Here is an 18,478-nt window from a genome sequence, read left to right as displayed (position 1 = left end):
TAGGAAACAACGACTGGAATCCGGACAGAATTCCCAACCCGCCCCTCGATTTTTCCGATCATGCAGTACCCTGTCCGGCCACGGAGGGGGGCGCGATGCCGTCGGAGCACGCGGAGGTCCAGGTCAGGCCGGGCGGGGAGGGCGATCTGACGGCCCTCACCGACCTCTACAACCACTACGTGCGTGAGACGGCGATCACATTTGACACGGTGCCGTTCACCCCGGCGGAGCGCCGCCCTTGGCTGCTCTCCCACCCTGTAGACGGCCCCCACCGCCTGATGGTTGCCACGGGCGCCGACCCGCGGCGGATCCTGGGGTACGCCACGTCCAACCCCTTCCGTCCCAAGCCCGCCTACGCGACCTCCGTGGAGACGACGGTCTACGTCGCCCCGGACGTCGGCCGGCGCGGCATCGGCACGCTGCTCTACCAGGCCCTCTTCGACGCCCTGGCGGACGAGGACCTGCACCGCGCCTACGCCGGTATCGCCCAGCCGAACGCCGCCTCGACGCGACTGCACGAGCGCTTCGGCTTCCGGCACGTCGGCACGTACCGTGAGGTGGGCCGCAAGTTCGGCCGCTGGTGGGACGTGGCCTGGTACGAGAAGCCGCTCTAGCCGACCGGCGGACGGAACGGGCGAGGCGCATGGGGGCACGCGCCCGCCGACCGCCGGAAGGCCGGCGGCCCTCCGCGCACCGTCAGCCGAACTGCACCGACCGCTTCGCCAGCCCCATCCAGAACCCGTCGATCACGGACTTCTGTTCCCCCAGCTCACCGGCGGCGTCCGCGGCGCCCATGGTCACGAAGAGCGGGGCGAAGTGCTCGGTGCGCGGGTGGGCGAGCAGGCCCGCCGGGGACTTGCGGGTGAAGTCGAGCAGTGCGTCCACGTCACCGGTCTCCAGCGCGCGCCGGCCCCAGTCGTCGAACTCCGCCGACCAGGCCGGGATGCCGCCCTGCCGCAGTGCGGCCAGGTTGTGGGTGAAGAACCCGGAGCCGATGATCAGTACGCCCTCGTCGCGCAGCGGCGCGAGCCGGCGCCCGATCTCCATCAGCCGCACCGGGTCCAGCGTCGGCATGGACACCTGGAGCACCGGGATGTCGGCCTCCGGGAACATCTCGACCAGCGGGACGTAGGCGCCGTGGTCCAGGCCCCGGTCGGGGACGTCCTGCACGGGGATGCCGGGGGCGCGCAGCAGCTTGCGCACCGAGTCGGCGAGCGCGGGGGCGCCCGGGGCGCCGTAGGTGACCTGGTAGTAGTGCTCCGGGAAGCCCCAGAAGTCGTAGACGAGGGGGACCGTCTCGGTGGCGCCGAGGGCGAGCGGGGCCTCCTCCCAGTGGGCCGAGACGACGAGGATCGCCTTCGGGCGGGGCAGGCCGGCCGACCAGGCGGCCAGTTCACCGGGCCAGACGGGGTCGTCGGCCAGGGGCGGGGCGCCGTGGCTGAGGTAGAGGGCGGGCATGCGCTCCTGGGTGGCGGCGGTCACGACGGCGGCTCCCTTCGACGGGGCGAGTTCCCTGGAGCCGGGCGCTTCATACCCAGCTTGCTTGAACTCTCAACTTCCACTCACGACTGTACGCCCCGTTTGTTTAACCTTCAAGGAGGTCGGTCGTACAGTGGAGTACATGAAGACGGCACCCGCATCGGCACACGCCGACGAACCTCGCTGGCTCACGGACGAGGAGCAGCGTGTCTGGCGCTCGTACATCGAGGCCGCCACCCTCCTGGAAGACCACCTCGACCGCCAGCTCCAGCGTGACGCGGGAATGCCGCACGTCTACTACGGCCTGCTGGTCAAGCTCGCCGAGTCCCCGCGCCGGCGGCTGCGCATGACGGAGCTGGCGATGTCCGCGAAGATCACCCGCTCCCGCCTCTCGCACGCCGTCGCCCGCCTGGAGAAGAACGGCTGGGTACGCCGGGAGGACTGCCCCTCCGACAAGCGCGGCCAGTTCGCGGTGCTGACGGACGAGGGCCACGAGGTGCTGCGCCGGCACGCGCCCGGCCATGTGGACGCCGTACGCCAGGCCGTCTTCGACCGGCTCACCCCGGAACAGCAGAAGTCCCTCGGCGAGATCATGACGATCGTCGCCGAGGGACTTCAGCCGAGCGAAGCGGGTGCGGACCTGCCCTGGCTCCGCTGACGCGGAAGCCGGGGCAGGTCCTGGAAGCCGTGCGGACGGGGCGTCCCCTCCCCGTCCGCACGGGTGGCCCGAAGGGGTACGGCGGACCGGGTCCGTCAGCGGCCGACGGCCGGAACCACCGGAGGCTTACGACTGCCGACGGCCGGAACCTCCAGAGGCTTACGACTGCCGACGGCCGGAACCACCAGAGGCTTACGGCTGCCGACGGCCGAGCACCGGAGGCGTAGGGCCGTCGGCAATCGGAACCACCGCGGACGGCGTACGGCCGACGACGGTCAGGGCCATCGCGGGCGGCGTACGGCTGCCGGTGGCCGGGGCCGCCGCGGGAGTGCGGCGGCGGACCGGCACCGTCAGTGGGCGACCACCGGGATCGGGAGCTCGTCCCCGGCCGTCTCGTCGGCGGACCCGGTGACCACGGTGTCGGCCGGCCGGCCGGCGTTGATGAAGGTCATAGCGATGGCCGCGGCCGCCACCAGGATCCCGACGGCGAACCAGATCGCGCTGGTGTAGCCCTGCACCTGCCCCTCGAGCTGGACCAGCTGCTGCTGGGCCGGGCTGGTGGCGCCGCCGATGTGGTCGGTGATGTAGGACGTGGTGGCCGAGGCCGCGATCGTGTTCAGCAGGGCCGTACCGATGGCGCCGCCCACCTGCTGCGAGGTGTTGACCATCGCGGAGGCGACGCCGGAGTCCCGCGGCTCGACGCCCAGGGTGGCCAGCGACATGGCCGGCATGAACGCCGTACCCATGCCGAGGCCGAGCAGCAGCATGCCGGGCAGCAGGACGGCCGCGTACGAGGTGTCGATCTCCAGCTGGGTCAGCAGCAGCATGCCGAGCGCGGCGACCAGGAAGCCGGGGCCCATCAGCAGCCGGGGCGCGACCCGGGTCATCAGCCGGGTGCCGATCTGGGTGGAGCCCGTGATCATGCCCGCGATCATCGGCAGGAAGGCGAAGCCGGTCTTCACCGGCGAGTAGCCCTGCACGACCTGGAGGTAGTACGTCAGGAAGAGGAACAGGCCGAACATCGCGATGATGGCGAGGCCCAGCGAGAGGTAGATGCCTCCGCGGTTGCGCTCGGTGATCACGCGCAGCGGCAGCAGCGGCGCCTTGACCTTGGCCTCGACGGCCACGAACGCGGCGAGCAGCACGGCGGAGGCGACGAACATGCCGATCGTGAGGGAGTCGCTCCAGCCCTCGGACTCCGCGCGGGTGAAGCCGTAGACCAGCGCGACCAGACCGACGGTCGACAGCACCACACCGGGGATGTCCAGCGGCGACCGGTTGCGGCTGCCCTCGGGCTCACGGATGACGAAGTACGCGCCGGCCGCGGCGACCACGGCGAACGGGATGTTCACGAAGAACGTCCAGCGCCAGTCCAGGTACTCGGTGAGGAAACCGCCGAGGATCAGACCGACGGCGCCACCGCCACCGGCGATCGCGCCGTAGATGCCGAACGCCTTGGCGCGCTCCTTGCCGTCGGTGAACATCACCGCGAGCAGGGACAGCGCGGCCGGCGCGAGCAGCGCGCCGAACACGCCCTGGAGGGCACGGGCGCCGAACATCATGGCCTCGTTGGTGGCCGCGCCACCGAGGGCGGAGGCCACGGCGAACCCGCCCAGACCGAGCACGAAGGCCCGCTTGCGTCCCCACAGGTCCGCTATACGGCCGCCGAACAGCAGCAGCCCGCCGAAGGCGAGGGCGTAGGCGGTGACCACCCACTGGCGGTTGCCGTCCGAGATGCCCAGGTCCTGCTGGGCGGAGGGCAGGGCGATGTTCACGATGGTGGCGTCCAGGACGACCATCAGCTGGGCGAGCGCGATGAAGACGAGCGCTTTCCAGCGGTTGGCGTCGGGGACGGCGCCGACGGCCTTGCCGGCCGGTGCGGCTGTTGCAGACATGGGGGTACCCACTTCGGAGCTTGTGACGGTAATCAGGACTCTGTAGCGAAAAATCGGGTGTCTTCAGGCAACGACGCGCCCAGGGGACGGCCGTAGGCCTCGGCACCCGCGATGCGGGTGATGCCGGTGATGCCGGTGATGTGAGTGACAGATGCAGATGGTCAGGCGATCGACACGATCAGCTCGCTCCTCGTGACGGGGTGATCCTGGCGTGATCCTGGCGATCACATGACCCCGGCGATCGGCGTTCGGCGATCGGGCTGATCCGGTATCAGGACGGGCGGTGGACGGTCAGGGGTGGCTCAGCGGCGCAGGTCCTCCACGGTCACGGCCGCGCCCGGCAGGGCGGTCCGGGCAGGGGCCCGCATCCCGTCCAGGAACAGCTGAAGATGACGGTGGACGAAGCGGTCGGCGTTCATACAGCCGGTACCGGCCGGGGGCCGGCTCAGCTGGGCGACGCCCACCATCAGATCGCCGTACTCCACGTCGGCACGGAGCTGGCCGGCCGCCTTGGCGCGGTCCATCAGCTGTGCGACGAGGCTCTCGGCACGCCTGCGCGCGTCCTCCAGATCGGGGTGGTGCCGGTCGAAGGTGCTGGAGACCATCGGGCACAGGGCACTGATCCGCTCGTCGGCGGCCGTGTGCGCGAAGCGCTCCAGCGCTTCGAAGGCGTCCCCCGACTCGGCGAGCGCCAGCTCGGCCGCCCGCACCGTACGGTCCATCACGGAGCAGACGACCTCACGCACCAGTGCGTCGCGGTCGGGGAAGTTGCGGTACACCGTGGCATTGCCGACGCCGGCCCGGCGGGCGACCTCGTCGAGCGGCACGTCCGGCCCGAACTCGACGAACATCTCGCGGGCGGCGGTGACGATCCGCTCCCGGTTGCGCAGCGCGTCGGCACGGGGCCGAGGCATCTTGCGCGCTACGGGGGTCGCGGTCTGCACGGTGCACTCCTCGGTTGCTGTGGCGGTTGCTTGCTGTGGTTCTGTCGGTGTCCGAGAGCCTCGGGGTGTCCTGAGTCTCTCGGGTGTCCCGGAAGGCCGGTGGACATCCCGGGGGTGTTGCCCGGTCCTGCTGGTGTCCTGCCGGCGTTCCGCCGGCGTTCTGCCGGCGTTCCGGCGTTCTCCGGCGTTCTGCCCGTGTCCGGCGGGCCGGGGGTGGCACCCTCTGCGATCCGGGGAAGGAATCCCCGTTTCGCGCGGACACAGGTGTAAACGGGGAAACGATCCCCGGTTATTTCCCGCCCCCGGCACCTTCTCCTGTGACCCGCCTCACACACCCCGGACCGGGTCCGCCCCACGATCGGCCCTTCCAGCGAGCGTCCGCGCACCCGTCGACGCAGGGTGATCGAGAGGGTGCAGTCGGGAACCGGCGGCTGCCGTGTGGAGCGGAGGTCCCCGCATGCAGCCGCAGCCGAGCCGACGCCGGATATCCCCGCGCCGCCTGGCCGCCCTGGCATCGGTGACCGCCCTGACCCTCGCGGTGAGCACCTCGGCCGGCAACGGCCGCCTCTCCCCCGGCACCTCCGTCCCCGGCGCGGGACCCAGCGCCCCGTCCCGCACCTCCGCGCACGGCCCCTGCATGATCGACGGCGACGGCGAGGTCCAGATGTCCGAGGGCATCCCCACGGACCCCGGTTACACCCGCTCCACCGGCACGGTCCGCGCCCTCACCCTGATGATCGACTTCTCGGACGCGCCCGGCGAGGGCGACGCCCTCGACCGCTACCGGGAGTTCTTCCCGAAGACCCGCGACTGGTTCACCACCAGTTCCTACGGCCGCCTCGACTACCGCCCCGAGATCCCCGTACCCGACTGGCTGCGCATGCCCAAGTCCTTCCGGGAGTACGGCATAGAGCGCGGCGCCCCCTTCGACCCCGGCTACCGCGAACTGGTCCGCGACATCGTGGCCGAGGCCGACCACAAGGTGGACTTCCAGGCGTACGACCTGCTGAACGTGCTGGTGACCCCCAACGCCGGCCCCGCCGCCCTGGACACGGTCCTGTCCGTCACCTTCGCCGGCAACAGGGAGGCCCCGACCGCGGACGGCGTCCCCGTCGCCAACGCGTCCTTCGTCTACTCCCGCCAGGACGACGGCTCCGGCTCCTACGACCGCACCGGCTACCGCGTCCTGCCGCACGAGAACGGCCACGTCTTCGGCCTGCCCGACCTCTACACCGCCGAGGGCGGCGGCGCGGTCGGCCACTGGGACATCATGAGCGAGGACTGGGGCGCCAACAACGACCTCCTCGCCTGGCACAAGTGGAAGCTGGGCTGGCTGGACGCGGACCAGGTCGGCTGCGCGGCCGGCACGGGGACGAAGGAGTACACGCTGACCCCGCTGGCCCGCACCGGTGGCCCGAAACTCGTCTTCGTCCCCCTGGACGCCCACTCCGGCTACGCCGTCGAACTGCGCACCCGCGCCGGCAACGACGACGCGGTGTGCCGCCCCGGCATCCTGATCTACCGCGTCGACGCGGACGTCGACACGGGCATGGGCCCGATCACCGTCTACGACTCCCGCCGCGACAGCGGCGGCTGCACCCGCACCCCCAACGTCCACGCGGAACTCTCCGACGCGACCTTCACCCCGGGCGAGACCTTCCTGGACCGCCGGACCGGCATCAAGGTGACGGTGGTGACGGCGGAAGCGGAGAAGTACCGGGTACGCGTGACACGAACCCCGAACGACTGACCCCCGCCACCCCCTTCCCCCCTCGTCCCCCGCCCTGACCCCCCACCCCCACGACCGCCATCCGGTACGCTGACGCCTGAGGCCGCACACCACGGCCCACACCTTCGCCTTCGTAGCTCAGGGGATAGAGCACCGCTCTCCTAAAGCGGGTGTCGCAGGTTCGAATCCTGCCGGGGGCACCAGCCAATAGGCCCCGGACCGATCATGGTCCGGGGCCTTTGACATCCGCTTCCGACATCAACGCGGACGGGACGGGGTGCATCCGGCGGGATGAGAGACGAGGGCGTCGACCGGCTGAGGCAGCTGGCACGAGCTCGGGCCCTCGGACGTCACGTCCATCCGTGCGCGTCCTGTGGGGCCGACCGTGGCTCCTACGAGGGCGTCGTCGTCAGTCGAGGCCGCTCATGTCCAGCACCTGGGCCGTGTCCGGGGGGCACGTTCCATGGCTCATCAAAGGCATCTCTGTCTGTCCGCGCCGACCATGTGCCGGCCCGACTCCTCGGGGTAGGTCCGATTCGGGCGAACGTAGTCCGTTTCGTCGATCCGAACTTGTTCGAGGCCGGCACCCGTGACCGAGGCTCTTGGTTTCTGCCCGGCACATATCAGCGAACGCCCGGTCGATAGGAGCTCCGGAACTATCGACCATAGGTTCTTTTTGCGACCTGCTGCCTGCCGCGCAGAATTGAGTTGCGTTTCCATCTTGGCCGAACTTTCACGCCGAGCGCATCACGGTCCAGTTATATCTCAGAATTGATGATATGGGGACCATCGAGCATTCAAACATCAAGACGTGGAATCGTCGAAAGGTCAAACATTCTTGAGGCGGACAGCGCGCCAGTCGTGGCGCACTGCCCGGAGAATTCACCGACACTACGGCCTTGATCGCACGTCCCAAGATGCCACGCGGATGCGCTGAAGCTAGTTTGGATAAATGGGAGCTTCACTCACACCGCTGGTGGAGCGGCGACCTCGGCGGGCGCTTCGGTCCTGGTGAAATGAGGCCACCCGGTAACACGCCCGTTTCGAGGCAGCCTCAACCGAGGAAGTAGGTGTCGCGTTAGGGCAGAGAAATTGTCACGGGCCTGGACGGCGGACGAGGCTGCCGAATATCGGCGATCACGCGGTCCGGACCAGACGGGCGAGGCGGTCCCGGTGGATCGGACGGCGGAGGTCTCCACCGGTGAGGACCACCGTCCCGGCATGGAGAGCGACTACGCCGGCGACGACGGTCGCGGTGACGACCCCACGCCGCAGGAGGGATGACCGTGGGACTCTATTTCCAGAACAGCACGTCGACGACTGTTTGGGTCGCTTACGCTTAATCAAACAGTGACTGCGGGTCGGAGGGTGACCCGTGGTCGAAGAAAGGATGGTTCGGGATCGCTCCGAACGCAGAGGCGAAGGTGCGTTCCGGCCCGGTCAACGGGGCGAAGTACTTCTTTTTCGCGGAGAATCAGGACAGAAGTCGGAGCTGGAGCGGCGGATTCACCACCCACCTTCCAGACCGGGCATTCGACTGGTGCTGGACCACGGGCAGCAGCGATTCCCGACTGCTCGGCATGCGAAAGATAATCGCGCCGGTGACCTCGATCGACCATACGATCAACCTCACCTGACCCAAAGGCCGGGGCCCGAGGCCATCGGCTTCGGGCTTCCGGCCTTTGGAGTTTTTCGCGAAACCCTGCACCCTGTCGGGAAAGAACAGTGTCATGCCCAACCAACAAGCCGCAGAAAATGGTCTGAGCAGCTTCTCGTTGCACACATTCGACGAGTCGTCGTCCCGCACCATCGCTCAACTGCAGGAGGAGCAAGCCGCGCGTCCCGGCGTCAGGCCGCAGGGGCTCGAAAGTGAGCGCGACCTCGATCCCGAGATGGCGGCGCGTCGCTACCTCGACCAGGCCCTGGCAAGCGCGACGGTGCCGTCCTTCAATGCTCCGGTGGCGAACGGAGTCACCAGCCGGTTCAAGACGATCGGCACGGAGACGATCCCGCTCACCGACACCCGCACGGTGAAGTTCCGTCAGACACTGAACGACATCCCGGTCTACGGCTCACTGGTGACCGTGGAACTCGACAAGGCCAACGATCTGATCGGCATCGACTCAGCTCTCGGCGAGCCCCAGGAGGTCGACCCGGTCGCCACCGTCTCGGCGAGCGACGCCCTGGCAGCGGCCGCCACCGCGCCGCATGGTTATGTACCCGTCCTGGCCGGTGTGGTTCCTCGCCTGAACCACTACTTCGACGCCACCGCGTCTCGCTGGCGGCTCGTGTACATCCTCGAAGACGTGCCGGTGACCCTGGACCACACGGTTGAGCCTCAGTCGGGCCAGGAAAGCCAATTCGAGCCGCCCCGGTTCGTCGACTACGTGGTGGACGCTCACGACGCGCAGGTCGTATCCATCTTGCCGCGCACACCCAGCATGACCACTGGTGAAGAGCAGACGGCGACCGACAGCTTCGACGTCAAGCGCACCTTCCTCGTCACACGCCAAGGCGAAGGCCTGGTGATGAACGACCCCGTCCACAACGTGCAGACCTTCGGCTTCAACTTCGGTGACCCCTCCGTCGACCGTGATCGGCTGCCGGGTGCCCTCATCACCAATCCGCCGATCTGGACACCCAGCGCCGTCAGCGCCCACGCCAACGCCGTCGCGGTATCCGAGTTTCTGCGCAATGTGCTGCGACGGGACAACATTGACGGGCGAGGTGGTCCCATGCGGTCGACGATCAACTGCGTCGTCGTCGAGAGCAGTCCCGGCCCCAAGCAATGGATCAACGCCTTCTGGGATGGCCGGCAAATGGTCTACGGCCAAGTGCTGCGGGGAGACGAACTACGCTCTCTGTCCGCCAATATTGACGTGGTGGCGCACGAAATGTTCCACGGTGTCACGGACCACACCTCACGCCTGGAGTACGCGTTCCAGTCAGGGGCCCTCAACGAGTCCTACTCCGACATCTTCGGAACGATCGTCGCCAACTCGGGGAAGGAGGATCCCCGCACCTGGGACTGGCTGCTGGGTGAGAACCTCCTGCCCGGGGACAAGCCGCTGCGTGACCTGTCGGACCCGCCTCGATTCGGGCAGCCGGCACACATGGATCAGTTCCGCGTGCTGCCCAATACCCGGGCTGGTGATTGGGGCGGGGTGCACGTCAACAGCGGGATCCACAACAAGGCGGCCTTCCACCTGTTCACCGCACAGGCCGACGATGGCTCACTCACACTGAGCCCAGCTGAGGTGGCGGCCATATTCTATCTGGCCCTCACGCAGCGGCTGTCGCGCACCTCGCAGTTCACCGACAGCCGACGCGCGGTCGTGGCCAGCGCGCGCACTCTGTTCCGAACACTGCCCGCGGACCAGCTGACCTTCAAGGTCGCCGCAGTCGAATCGGCCTTCGCTGCGGTCGGGATCCTTTGAATCTCGCGGCACGCTCTCTATTGAGGTACAGAGGGCCCTTTCCAACCTGGCTGTGACGTAGGGGTGTTGGTGGGGATGGGTTGTACGGAACGACGAAGCTCCTGGTAGACGGGTTCCCGACCACTACGCATAAAAGCTATTTTGCTTTCCACAGCTCCTTCGCTGCGGGGGTATCCGCCGCCTGCGGATACCCCCGTTCTCCTGCGGATCGCTGCGACCATGCGCCAGCAAGAAAATCAAACGACGTCTGCGGCGAAAGGCATGCTCGACCACGAATATGCAGGGCGACCAGGCCAGGCCCTGGGAGTACGTCGGCCTGCCCCGCAGCCGCCAGCGGTAGGCCGTACCGTCGACGACGATCCGTCGTGATCCCTTGCGGACCAGCGCCATGGATCCCCCTCAACAGCGAAGATGCTAGCGAGCCCGGTGCGATCGGCCGTCTCGGTTTCCGTCTCATTCGGCGCCGTCCACGGCCGTTCAGACACGGCTGGAGGCGGTAGCTGCCCAAACGACCAGCCGTCCATGAACGCAGGTGAACGACCTTGTACTCGGCCCGGGGCGGTACCAACACAGTTGGAAAGCGTGCGCCCCGAGCAACCTCCTTGGGCCACCGTGCACCCACTGCACGGAGCAATGCGCCTTCCACAGAGGACATGTGCCCGGCAATTCTGCAATGGTCCGCACGACGGTCGAGACCGGGGGTGGAAGACGTGGCTCGTACGCAGTCCAGGTGTGGAGCACTCACAGAGAAGGGCACGCGGTGCCGACGGCTGGCGATGGTCGGTGCGTCGCGATGCCACCTGCACCGTGGGGAGTGGTCGTCGTACACCATCGAGAAGCGCAAGGAAGCCGAACGCAAGGCGAGGACACGCAAGCGTCGCAAGTGACCCAGCCGGTGTGAGGTGACATCCACGGCTGACATCAACGACGGCGGACAGCGGCGGCGCGGTACGGTCTGACACAGCCACGGCCGTCCCGCGCAGCACGGGTGGACAGGCGGTCAGACCGAACTTCTCAAGCGGTGCTCATCTCGGTATGACGAGTCGGAGCCAGTCGGCGAGCGCGGTGAAGTCGGCGTCCGTGAGGCCCTTGGCCGGGTCGACGCGGTGAAGCAGTGACGGCCCGGAATGACTGGCATCGACCCACAGACGATCCATGGCATCGATCTCGTCGTCGACCCAGATGAACGATCGGCCATTGGCCCACTCGACGAGGTGTCGGGTTTTCCAGTGCAGGCCACGCGGGCCCTCGTCGGCGTGAGTGGCCGGCCACTCCACCAGGGGCAGCCTGGGCAGTCCGATGCGTGGGGAGACGATCTCGTTCGCCTCCTCCATCCAGGTCGTGGCCCACACGAGATGGCATCCCAGGGCTGTGAGGCGAGATCCGAGCCCAGGGTCGAGTCGCGTCAGCAGCGGGTTTCCCGAGGCGTCCGTGGCAGCGGCCTGAGGACGACCGGACGACAGCCCGAACGGGATCAGTGGACCGTCAACGTCGAGGAAAAGGAAGGGACGCTCCGTCGCGCTCGTCACGACGGCACGATAGCCCGTTGTAGCAGGGGAACGGCTCCCCCATCGCTGGGCCGCCTCTGGGCCGTCAGGGATCGCTCGACAGTGGCCAATGACGACCAGACGACCACCAGGCGCGCGTGAACGCTGCCCCTGACCGGCAAAAACCCAGCTCCTGGAGATTTCCGGCAAGACCCAGGGCAAGAAGAAGCCCAGGCCCACCGGTAGTCTTCGATGCCGGTCTCCGCAGGTGAGGGGGAGCACGTGACACAGGGCAGCAGTCCGAACTATCAGGTGGGCAACGTACTTCGGGTGTCGTGTGCGTCCGCCCCGGCCCGGGTGACCGAGGTGTCGAGGTTCGACGTGTCGATCGAGTGGCCATGGGGAGAAGTCGATGCCGACTCGCAGTACGTCTGGAACGGCCGGTTCGCCCTTCCTGTCGAACCCGACGGTCGGGAGTGGTCACTCTTCCGAACGGAACAGGACCCTCGGACCCTGGAACCGGGCGACACATGCCTCGTCGGCATCCCGGAGACCTTGGTGCGCGTCATCGATGTCGGCCAGTACGACCCTCCCATGGACACCGGTCGACTGCCTCGGCCACACACCTTGCTGATCGTCCTTCCCGTCGGTCGTTCCCCTGTCGAAGGAAGCGGCGAAGACGAAGGGGACACGATCGAGCTGGACTCCGCTGCGCCCCTCGCGATCGAAAGGGTTCCCCACTCTCCTGACCTTCACGGTTGACATCAACGACACCGGACGGACGCGTACCGCACCGCCTTTGTCCAACCGTCACACCGTTCGGCGGAGGTCAGGGTGGGTGGTTCGGCAAGTCTGGGGCTGAGTCATCCCGACGTCATCCCGACCCGCTCCGCCGGTTATGTCTGGGACGGACCGAGCTCGGTCCGACGGTCGTAGACCGCCTGCCCGGGATCGCCGGACAGGCGCGCGCCGACGTACCCCCGGCCGTACTCCACGTGCTGAGCTTCATCGGCTTTCCTTGCACCGTTCCTCGCGCCGAGGTGTCAGGTGCCGTCAGGCATCAGTCCGCCGCACGGACGACGACTTCGAACCCGAGGTTTCTCAACAGCTTGGCCGCGTGGTCCTTGCCGCCGGAGAACTCGTCGCGCCCTAGGGGATCTCGCCCGGACAGATAACCGTGCGCCGCCCCCACGATGGCCTTCGAGTCGTACTCCTTGCCATCGATCAGGAGCAGGTAGCTGCGCGACGGTCCGAATCCGTGTCTCTCCAGGAACGCGTCCCGACCGAGCCGGTCGTACTCCGCGACAGCCTGGAGTATCGCAGGTCGAGTGATTTCGTTCAGCGTCATGAGGGGAAGGTAGACGAAGCCACCGACATCCGGCGGGCCATGCGGGCCGGGAGGGGCCTCCGGCGGTCGACCGGAGCGTGAAGGGTGACCGGTACGCCAAGGCAGGCGCGGTCGTCAGTTCGGGACGGTGGCGATCTGGGCGGCGATGGAGAAGGGTTGGCGGCACTCCGGGCAGGTTGCCTGGCCGAAGGCGTGGGTCAGGGCGCGGGCGATGTCCTCGTGGGCGTCGGTCAGGGCGAGGTCGTGGAGGCGTCGGCCGAGGCCTCGCAGGGTGCGGGGGTCGGCCGGATGGAGGGGGAAGGTGTCGGCGTCGTCGGCGTGGGCGTGGTCCTCGGTCGAGGTGAAGTGGCCCCGCTCGCCGAGAACGACCCACAGCGTCGCGCACCCGTCGGGATCGGGGCAGTCGAGTTCGTACTCCTCGCTGATGAGGCCCCAGAACAGGGCCTCCGCCCAGTGGATGTCGCCCTCCAGGTTCAGGATCGCTTCGAGCAGATGGCAGTAGTCGTTCCGGTCGGTGGTGACCTGCCGCCGGCGGTTCGCGGCGTCCAGGAGGCGTGCGACGTGCGGTGCGTACTGGTGCCGTAGGGTGCGGGTCTCGTGCTGCTGGTCGGCCTGGACGAGGAGGGCGCCGGCCAGGTGGAGGGCCGGGGCCGCCGTGTCGGCTTCGTCGGTCTCCGCGAGGTCGGCCAGCGTGGGCAGGACCAGCGGGTGGGCGGGGTCCAGGGAGCCGTTGTGGTACAGCTCCGTCCACAGGTCGCTCCAGGCCTGACCGTCCCTGCCCGTGGCGGCACGTTGCAGCAGGGCCTTCAGGCGGTCGGGGCCGGCGTCGTCCGCGCGGAGGAGGGGAGGGCTCGTCGTCATCGCAGGTATCCAAGCAGACCGGTACCGGGAGCGGGGCGCGTTCGCCACCCCCTTCTGGCGTGCGATCCTCGGCAACAAGGGGGTTGGCGTGGGGGGTTGTGCGGCCGGGACCCCCTGCTAGGGTGCGCCGATGTCTTCGATCAGGAAGTTCCAGGTCACCTTCGACTGCGCGGACCCTGAGCGCGTCGCCCGCTTCTGGTGCGAGGTGTTGGGGTACGTCGTACCGCCGCCGCCGGAGGGGTTCGCCACGTGGGACGCGTTCGATCGTTCGCTGCCGCCGGAGCGGCGGGGTGCGGCGTTCGCCTGCGGTGATCCCTCGGGTGTGGGACCGCGGCTGTTCTTCCAGCGGGTTCCCGAGGGCAAGGTCGTCAAGAACCGGGTCCATCTCGACGTGCGGGCCGGTACCGGGCTGGTGGGTGAGGAGCGCCTGGCCACGCTCCGCGCCGAGTCCGAGCGGCTGATCGCGCTCGGCGCGACGCTCGTGCAGGTGCTGGTGGCCGATGAGTACAACGAGTCGTGCATCGTGATGCAGGACGTCGAGGGCAACGAGTTCTGCCTCGATTGACCGCCGGGAAGAGGGGCGAAAAGGGGTCGTGACGTCCCGCTGTCCTGGGTGATCATGCGGTCATGTCCCTGATCAACACGCTCGCCCGGGTGGACGCGGATCTGGCCGCCGGGCGCGTCCCCGTCGCGCGCCAGCGGCTGCGCGGGCTGGTCTCCTCCTACCCCGGCGACCTGGCGCTGCGCCGCCGTCTGGCCGAGGTGTACCGGCTGTACGGCGAGCCCGCCGAAGCGGGGCGCTGGATGTACCTGGAGGAGGACCGGGACGCCGACGAGACCGCTGCCTTCGAAGCGAGGTACCGGACTCCTCAGCGGCGCATGAGGGCGCTCGCCTGGCGTGGTCCCGAGTCCCGGGCCGGTTCCGCGTTCGCCGCGCGGCAGCTGGCGGCCGTACGGACCGCCTGTTCCGACGCCCTGGGGCGCCCGGTCGACTGGGACGCGGTGCCGTCTCCGCGCGACGACGAACCGGGCGCCGGGGAGGGCAGGTTCGCCGGGTGGGCGGTCGGGTGCGGATGTCTGGTGGTGGCGTTGGCGATGCTCGGGATCTGGGTGAACGGGCTCGTCGCCCTGTTCGACTGAGGTGACGCAGGGCTGCCGCACGCGGTGCGACGGTCGCCGGTAGCGGACACGACCTGACCGCTACGTGGCGAAGACTCCTGCCCTCAGCGGTCAACAGGGGCCGCTCGTCCGCAAGGAGTCTGCGCGTGTTCTCCGTTCTCGCCGACATCGTCTGGCCCGCCGTCGCGATCGCGGCCGTCGCCTCGTTCCTGCTCGCCGGGGTGTGGTTCGCGGTCGTGATCGCCAAGCCGTACGCCGTGGCCCTGGGCCGCGAGGGCGCGCCGGCGCCCGCGCCGACGGTGGTCACCACGGCGGGTCCGCTGGTGTGCCTCCTTCTGACCGTCCTGACCAGCGCGGTGCTCGTGGAGGCGCTCGACATCAACGGTATGGGGGACGCCGTGGTGTTCGGGCTTCTCGTCGGCGTCGGTTACCTCGGTGCGATGACCTTCCAGATCGCCATCAACCCGAACTTCCCGCGTCCCCTCTACTACGGCGTCCTCAACGCGCCGTTCTTCGTGGTGACGAGCGTGCTCACGAGCGTCGTCCTGGTCGCGATGCGGTAGGCGTGCTCCCGTGAGGGCGGTCGGCGCCGGCCGGGCACGGCGGGTGGAAGGCCGTCGGGGCGGCCCCGGGCATGGAGTCGGGGGCCGGCCGGTCGGTGCGGTCGGCCTGCTTCGGGTAGCGCCTGTTGTGGCGGTCGCCCTCTCCCCGGCCGCGCGGTGAGAAGGGGCCGGGGCGCAGTTCGGACACGTCCGGGGCGACGGGGTCGTCGCCGGCGAACGGGCCGGTGGCGGTGATGAAGAGGTCGTACGGGCCGTGCTGGTCGAAGTCGGCCACGACGGCCCGTACGTCCTCGGTGTCCTCGGCGTCCTCGCCGCGTTGCCCGACCAGGTGCCGGGGGCCGACCGTCGTGTCCGGTCCGTCGTCGGACGTGAAGGCGAGGGTCAGGTCGGTGCCGGTGAGGGAGGGCGGGGAGGCGCGGTCGGCGGTGCGCCGTCGCCGTTCAGGTCGGCCACCGGGCCACCGGAGGCGGTCGTACAGCCGGTGACCGCGGGTCCGGCCGCCGGGCGGGCGGTCCGGGCGTGCTCAGCCGTGCAGCGAGCGGTACGCCGACACCGCGCCCGGGTGCAGGGGGATGCTGCCCGTGCCGATGAGGCTGCGGACGTCGAGGAACTGGGCGCCGACGGCGTTCTCGGGGACGAGGGCGCCGGCGCGCAGGACCAGCAGGCGGGTCAGCGCGTCGGCGACGGCCGGGGGCAGACCCGGGCGGCACACCAGCAGGTTGGACACGCCGATGGTGGCGACGCCGCCCGCACCCCGGTAGGCGCCCTGCGGGAACGGCACCTCCTCCAGGCCCGAGCCGGCCAGGCCGTCGTGGCCGCCGAGCCGGGGCAGCAGCCCGGCCAGCGGCAGGAACCGCAGGCCGGGGTCGGTGTCGAGGTCCGTGAGGGTGGGCAGCGGTACGCCTCCCGCCACGAGGAGGCCCTCGACGGTTCCGTTCCGTACGGCGCCGGCGGCGTCGGCCAGCCGCAGATGGCGTACGGGGACGTCGGTGCCCGGCGACAGGCCCGCGGCGTGGAGGATCCGTTCGCCGAGGAGGGCCGCGCCCGAGCCGACGGCGCCGAGCGACACCTCGTGTCCGGCCAGGTCGGACACGGTCCGCACGGGGGAGTCGGCGCGGACGGCGAACTGGAGGTAGGTCTCGTAGAGCCGGCCGATCGCCCGCAGGGGCACCGGGCGCGGGAAGAGGCCGGTGCCCTGGGCGGCCCGCGCGGTGTCGGTGAGGACGAGCGCGAGGTCGGCGTGGCCGTCGCGCAGCAGCTCGATGTTGGCGATGCTGCCGGCGGTGGTGCGGATGCGGCAGCTGAGGCGGGGGTGGGCGCGTTCGACCTCGGCGGCGAGGAGGCGGCCGAAGGCCGCGTAGAACGCCGTGGGCTCGCCCGTGGCGAGGCGCAGGACGCCGCTCGGTCCGGGGTCCTGGCGTGAGGCGTCCCCGGCGAGGACGGCCCCGAGGGCGACGGCGCCCGCCGAGCCGACGGCGGCCCGCAGGGCGGTACGGCGGCCCACTGCGCCCTCGGCGGCGCGCGGGGCCGTACCGCCGTGCCGGGTCATGGTGCGCCGCCGTCGGGTCGTGCGCGGGGGACGAGTGCCGTGGCGCGCAGGCCCCGGGGCCGGGCCGGTGCGAGGCGCAGGCGGCCTCCCCGGCCGGCCAGGAGCTGTTCGGCGATGGCGAGGCCCAGGCCCGTGCCCGTCGTCCCGGACTGGCGGGCCGAGCGCCAGAACCGGGTCGTGGCCTGGGGGAGTTCCTCCGCGCTCAGACCGGGGCCGTCGTCCGTCACCGTGAGCGCCACGAAGGCGCCCTCGGTGGTGCAGGCGAGGGTGACGGTGGCGCCGGGGCCCGCGTACTTGATCGCGTTGTCCACGAGGATGTCCGTGATCTGGGTGAGTTCGCGGTCGGTGCAGGCGGCCGGGACCGGGCCCGGGGCCCCGGCCGTGAGGCGGGTCCCGGCGCGCTCGGCGACCGGCTGCCAGCGCCGGTGCTGGGTCCGGACGACCTCGGCCGCGTCGCAGCGGGCGTCGGCGCCGTCCGTCACCGTCAGTTCGCCGGCCCGGTGTTCCGCCGTGGCGAGGGCCAGCATGTCGTCCAGCAGGGTCTCCAGCCGGTCGAGTTCGGTGGTGACCCCGGTGTAGGTGCGGTCGGCGGAGGCGGGCAGGTGGGTGTGCAGGGCGTCCACGCGGAGCCGGAGCGCGGCCATGGGGTTGCGCATCTGGTGGGAGGTGTCGGCGACGAGCCGGCGCTGCTGTTCCAGGGCCGCCGTGACGGTGCTCGCCATGCGGTTGAAGCCGGTCGCCAGCTGGCGCAGTTCCGGCGGGCCGCCGGCACTGGTCCGGTCGGGCGGCAGCCCCGCGGCGAGCCGCCCCACCGCGCGGTCGAGGCGGCGCAGCGGGCTGACCACCCAGCGGGTCGCGGCGCGGGCGAGGGCCGTGCAGGCGAGGGCGACCAGTGCCGTGCCGGCCAGTACGGCGGCCCAGCGCCGGGTGATGTCGTGGGCCGCGTTCTCCACGGACGCCCGCAGGACGACGGCGCCGGTGACCCGGGTGCCGGTGCCGGCCGGCTCGGCGAACGTGCGGTGGCCCCGTGACCAGGGGCGCAGCGGGCCCCGGGGGTGGGCGGTCTGGTTGCGCAGGGCCGCGTCGATCAGCCGGGCGACGGCGGGGTCGGCGGCCCGCATGCCGCCGGTCTCGACGACGGGCACGCGGCGGATGTCGGTGACGACGAGCGGTTCGCCGTACAGCTCGGTGTAGCGGCGGGCCTCGGCGGTGACCGCGGAGGTGTCGCCGGTGGCGGCCGCCTGGTCCATGAGGGAGGCGAAGCGGTCCAGGGCGGAGCTGCGGGCGAGGACGAGCTGCTGGGTGCGGTCGGAGGCGGTGAACAGCAGCAGGGGCACGGCGAACGCGGCGACGGTGAGGATGCCGAACACCAGCAGCACGGCCTGGACCCGGGTGCGCACGTGCCGGCC

At 70.0% G+C, this 18,478-nt stretch carries 17 protein-coding genes, 1 tRNA gene and 1 pseudogene; 10 read left to right on the top strand and 9 right to left on the bottom strand.

Annotated features, from left to right (window positions below; genetic code table 11):
- Positions 1-95 precede the first annotated feature (95 nt).
- Complete coding sequence (locus tag FHX78_RS19675) at positions 96-614, top strand: GNAT family N-acetyltransferase (RefSeq protein ID WP_145868735.1); 519 nt, start codon at positions 96-98, stop codon at positions 612-614.
- 82 nt (positions 615-696) lie between these two features.
- Here FHX78_RS19675 and FHX78_RS19670 read toward each other — a convergent pair whose 3' ends face one another.
- Positions 697-1,458: a dioxygenase family protein gene (locus FHX78_RS19670; RefSeq protein WP_145872070.1), complete on the bottom strand. Its 762-nt coding sequence runs from the start codon at positions 1,456-1,458 to the stop codon at positions 697-699.
- Positions 1,459-1,621: 163 nt separating this feature from the next.
- On the opposite strand from FHX78_RS19670, the gene FHX78_RS19665 reads away from it, so the two are divergent.
- Entirely contained in the window at positions 1,622-2,137 is a 516-nt protein-coding gene (locus FHX78_RS19665) for a MarR family winged helix-turn-helix transcriptional regulator (protein WP_145868734.1), read from the top strand.
- A 350-nt stretch (positions 2,138-2,487) separates the two neighbouring features.
- Here FHX78_RS19665 and FHX78_RS19660 read toward each other — a convergent pair whose 3' ends face one another.
- Together FHX78_RS19660 and FHX78_RS19655 are read right to left on the bottom strand one after the other, a co-directional pair.
- Positions 2,488-4,032, bottom strand: coding sequence for an MFS transporter (locus FHX78_RS19660; protein ID WP_145868733.1), 1,545 nt, complete (start codon positions 4,030-4,032; stop codon positions 2,488-2,490).
- 302 nt (positions 4,033-4,334) lie between these two features.
- Complete coding sequence (locus FHX78_RS19655) at positions 4,335-4,976, bottom strand: TetR/AcrR family transcriptional regulator (RefSeq protein WP_189908542.1); 642 nt, start codon at positions 4,974-4,976, stop codon at positions 4,335-4,337.
- A 457-nt stretch (positions 4,977-5,433) separates the two neighbouring features.
- Here FHX78_RS19655 and FHX78_RS19650 point away from each other — a divergent pair, with 457 nt between their 5' ends.
- From FHX78_RS19650 to FHX78_RS19630, 4 genes and pseudogenes are all read left to right on the top strand, one after another.
- Complete coding sequence (locus FHX78_RS19650) at positions 5,434-6,726, top strand: M6 family metalloprotease domain-containing protein (RefSeq protein ID WP_145868732.1); 1,293 nt, start codon at positions 5,434-5,436, stop codon at positions 6,724-6,726.
- A 106-nt stretch (positions 6,727-6,832) separates the two neighbouring features.
- A tRNA-Arg gene (locus tag FHX78_RS19645) sits at positions 6,833-6,908 on the top strand.
- A gap of 1,173 nt (positions 6,909-8,081) precedes the next feature.
- A pseudogene (locus FHX78_RS38175) lies at positions 8,082-8,342 on the top strand (DUF1036 domain-containing protein); the annotation flags it as partial.
- 93 nt (positions 8,343-8,435) lie between these two features.
- A complete protein-coding gene (locus FHX78_RS19630) occupies positions 8,436-10,142 on the top strand; it encodes a M4 family metallopeptidase (protein ID WP_145868730.1) in 1,707 nt (568 codons plus the stop codon).
- Positions 10,143-11,167: 1,025 nt separating this feature from the next.
- Here FHX78_RS19630 and FHX78_RS19620 read toward each other — a convergent pair.
- The gene (locus FHX78_RS19620) at positions 11,168-11,671 is read right to left on the bottom strand and encodes an HAD domain-containing protein (protein WP_145868728.1); all 504 of its coding nucleotides are present in this window, start codon (positions 11,669-11,671) and stop codon (positions 11,168-11,170) included.
- Between the two features lie 240 nt (positions 11,672-11,911).
- On the opposite strand from FHX78_RS19620, the gene FHX78_RS19615 reads away from it, so the two are divergent.
- On the top strand, positions 11,912-12,391 hold the full coding sequence (locus FHX78_RS19615; protein WP_145868727.1) for a hypothetical protein: 480 nt from the start codon (positions 11,912-11,914) through the stop codon (positions 12,389-12,391).
- A gap of 298 nt (positions 12,392-12,689) precedes the next feature.
- On the opposite strand, the gene FHX78_RS19605 is transcribed toward FHX78_RS19615, so the two are convergent.
- Together FHX78_RS19605 and FHX78_RS19600 are read right to left on the bottom strand one after the other, a co-directional pair.
- Positions 12,690-12,977: a ScoMcrA-related endonuclease gene (locus FHX78_RS19605; RefSeq protein WP_145868726.1), complete on the bottom strand. Its 288-nt coding sequence runs from the start codon at positions 12,975-12,977 to the stop codon at positions 12,690-12,692.
- Positions 12,978-13,091: 114 nt separating this feature from the next.
- Positions 13,092-13,838, bottom strand: coding sequence for a hypothetical protein (locus FHX78_RS19600; RefSeq protein ID WP_145868725.1), 747 nt, complete (start codon positions 13,836-13,838; stop codon positions 13,092-13,094).
- A gap of 130 nt (positions 13,839-13,968) precedes the next feature.
- Between FHX78_RS19600 and FHX78_RS19595 the strand changes: the two genes are divergently transcribed.
- The 3 genes from FHX78_RS19595 (at position 13,969) to FHX78_RS19585 (ending at position 15,520) form a co-directional block, all read left to right on the top strand.
- A complete protein-coding gene (locus FHX78_RS19595) occupies positions 13,969-14,403 on the top strand; it encodes a VOC family protein (RefSeq protein WP_145868724.1) in 435 nt (144 codons plus the stop codon).
- A gap of 62 nt (positions 14,404-14,465) precedes the next feature.
- The gene (locus FHX78_RS19590; protein WP_145868723.1) at positions 14,466-14,978 is read left to right on the top strand and encodes a DUF6584 family protein; all 513 of its coding nucleotides are present in this window, start codon (positions 14,466-14,468) and stop codon (positions 14,976-14,978) included.
- A 125-nt stretch (positions 14,979-15,103) separates the two neighbouring features.
- A complete protein-coding gene (locus FHX78_RS19585; protein WP_145868722.1) occupies positions 15,104-15,520 on the top strand; it encodes a DUF1761 domain-containing protein in 417 nt (138 codons plus the stop codon).
- Here FHX78_RS19585 and FHX78_RS19580 read toward each other — a convergent pair.
- From FHX78_RS19580 to FHX78_RS19570, 3 genes are all read right to left on the bottom strand, one after another.
- Entirely contained in the window at positions 15,489-15,794 is a 306-nt protein-coding gene (locus FHX78_RS19580) for a hypothetical protein (protein ID WP_145868721.1), read from the bottom strand. The genes FHX78_RS19585 and FHX78_RS19580 overlap by 32 nt on opposite strands.
- Before the next feature lie 249 nt (positions 15,795-16,043).
- A complete protein-coding gene (locus tag FHX78_RS19575; RefSeq protein WP_145868720.1) occupies positions 16,044-17,069 on the bottom strand; it encodes a TAXI family TRAP transporter solute-binding subunit in 1,026 nt (341 codons plus the stop codon).
- Entirely contained in the window at positions 17,066-18,469 is a 1,404-nt protein-coding gene (locus FHX78_RS19570; RefSeq protein WP_145868719.1) for a sensor histidine kinase, read from the bottom strand. Before FHX78_RS19570 ends, FHX78_RS19575 begins: the two co-directional genes overlap by 4 nt.
- Positions 18,470-18,478 lie beyond the last annotated feature (9 nt).

It is taken from the genome of Streptomyces capillispiralis, from assembly GCF_007829875.1.
GTDB classification, from domain to species: domain Bacteria; phylum Actinomycetota; class Actinomycetes; order Streptomycetales; family Streptomycetaceae; genus Streptomyces; species Streptomyces capillispiralis.
Note: the sequence above shows the minus strand (reverse complement) of the source record. Positions and strands in the feature narration are given on the sequence as shown.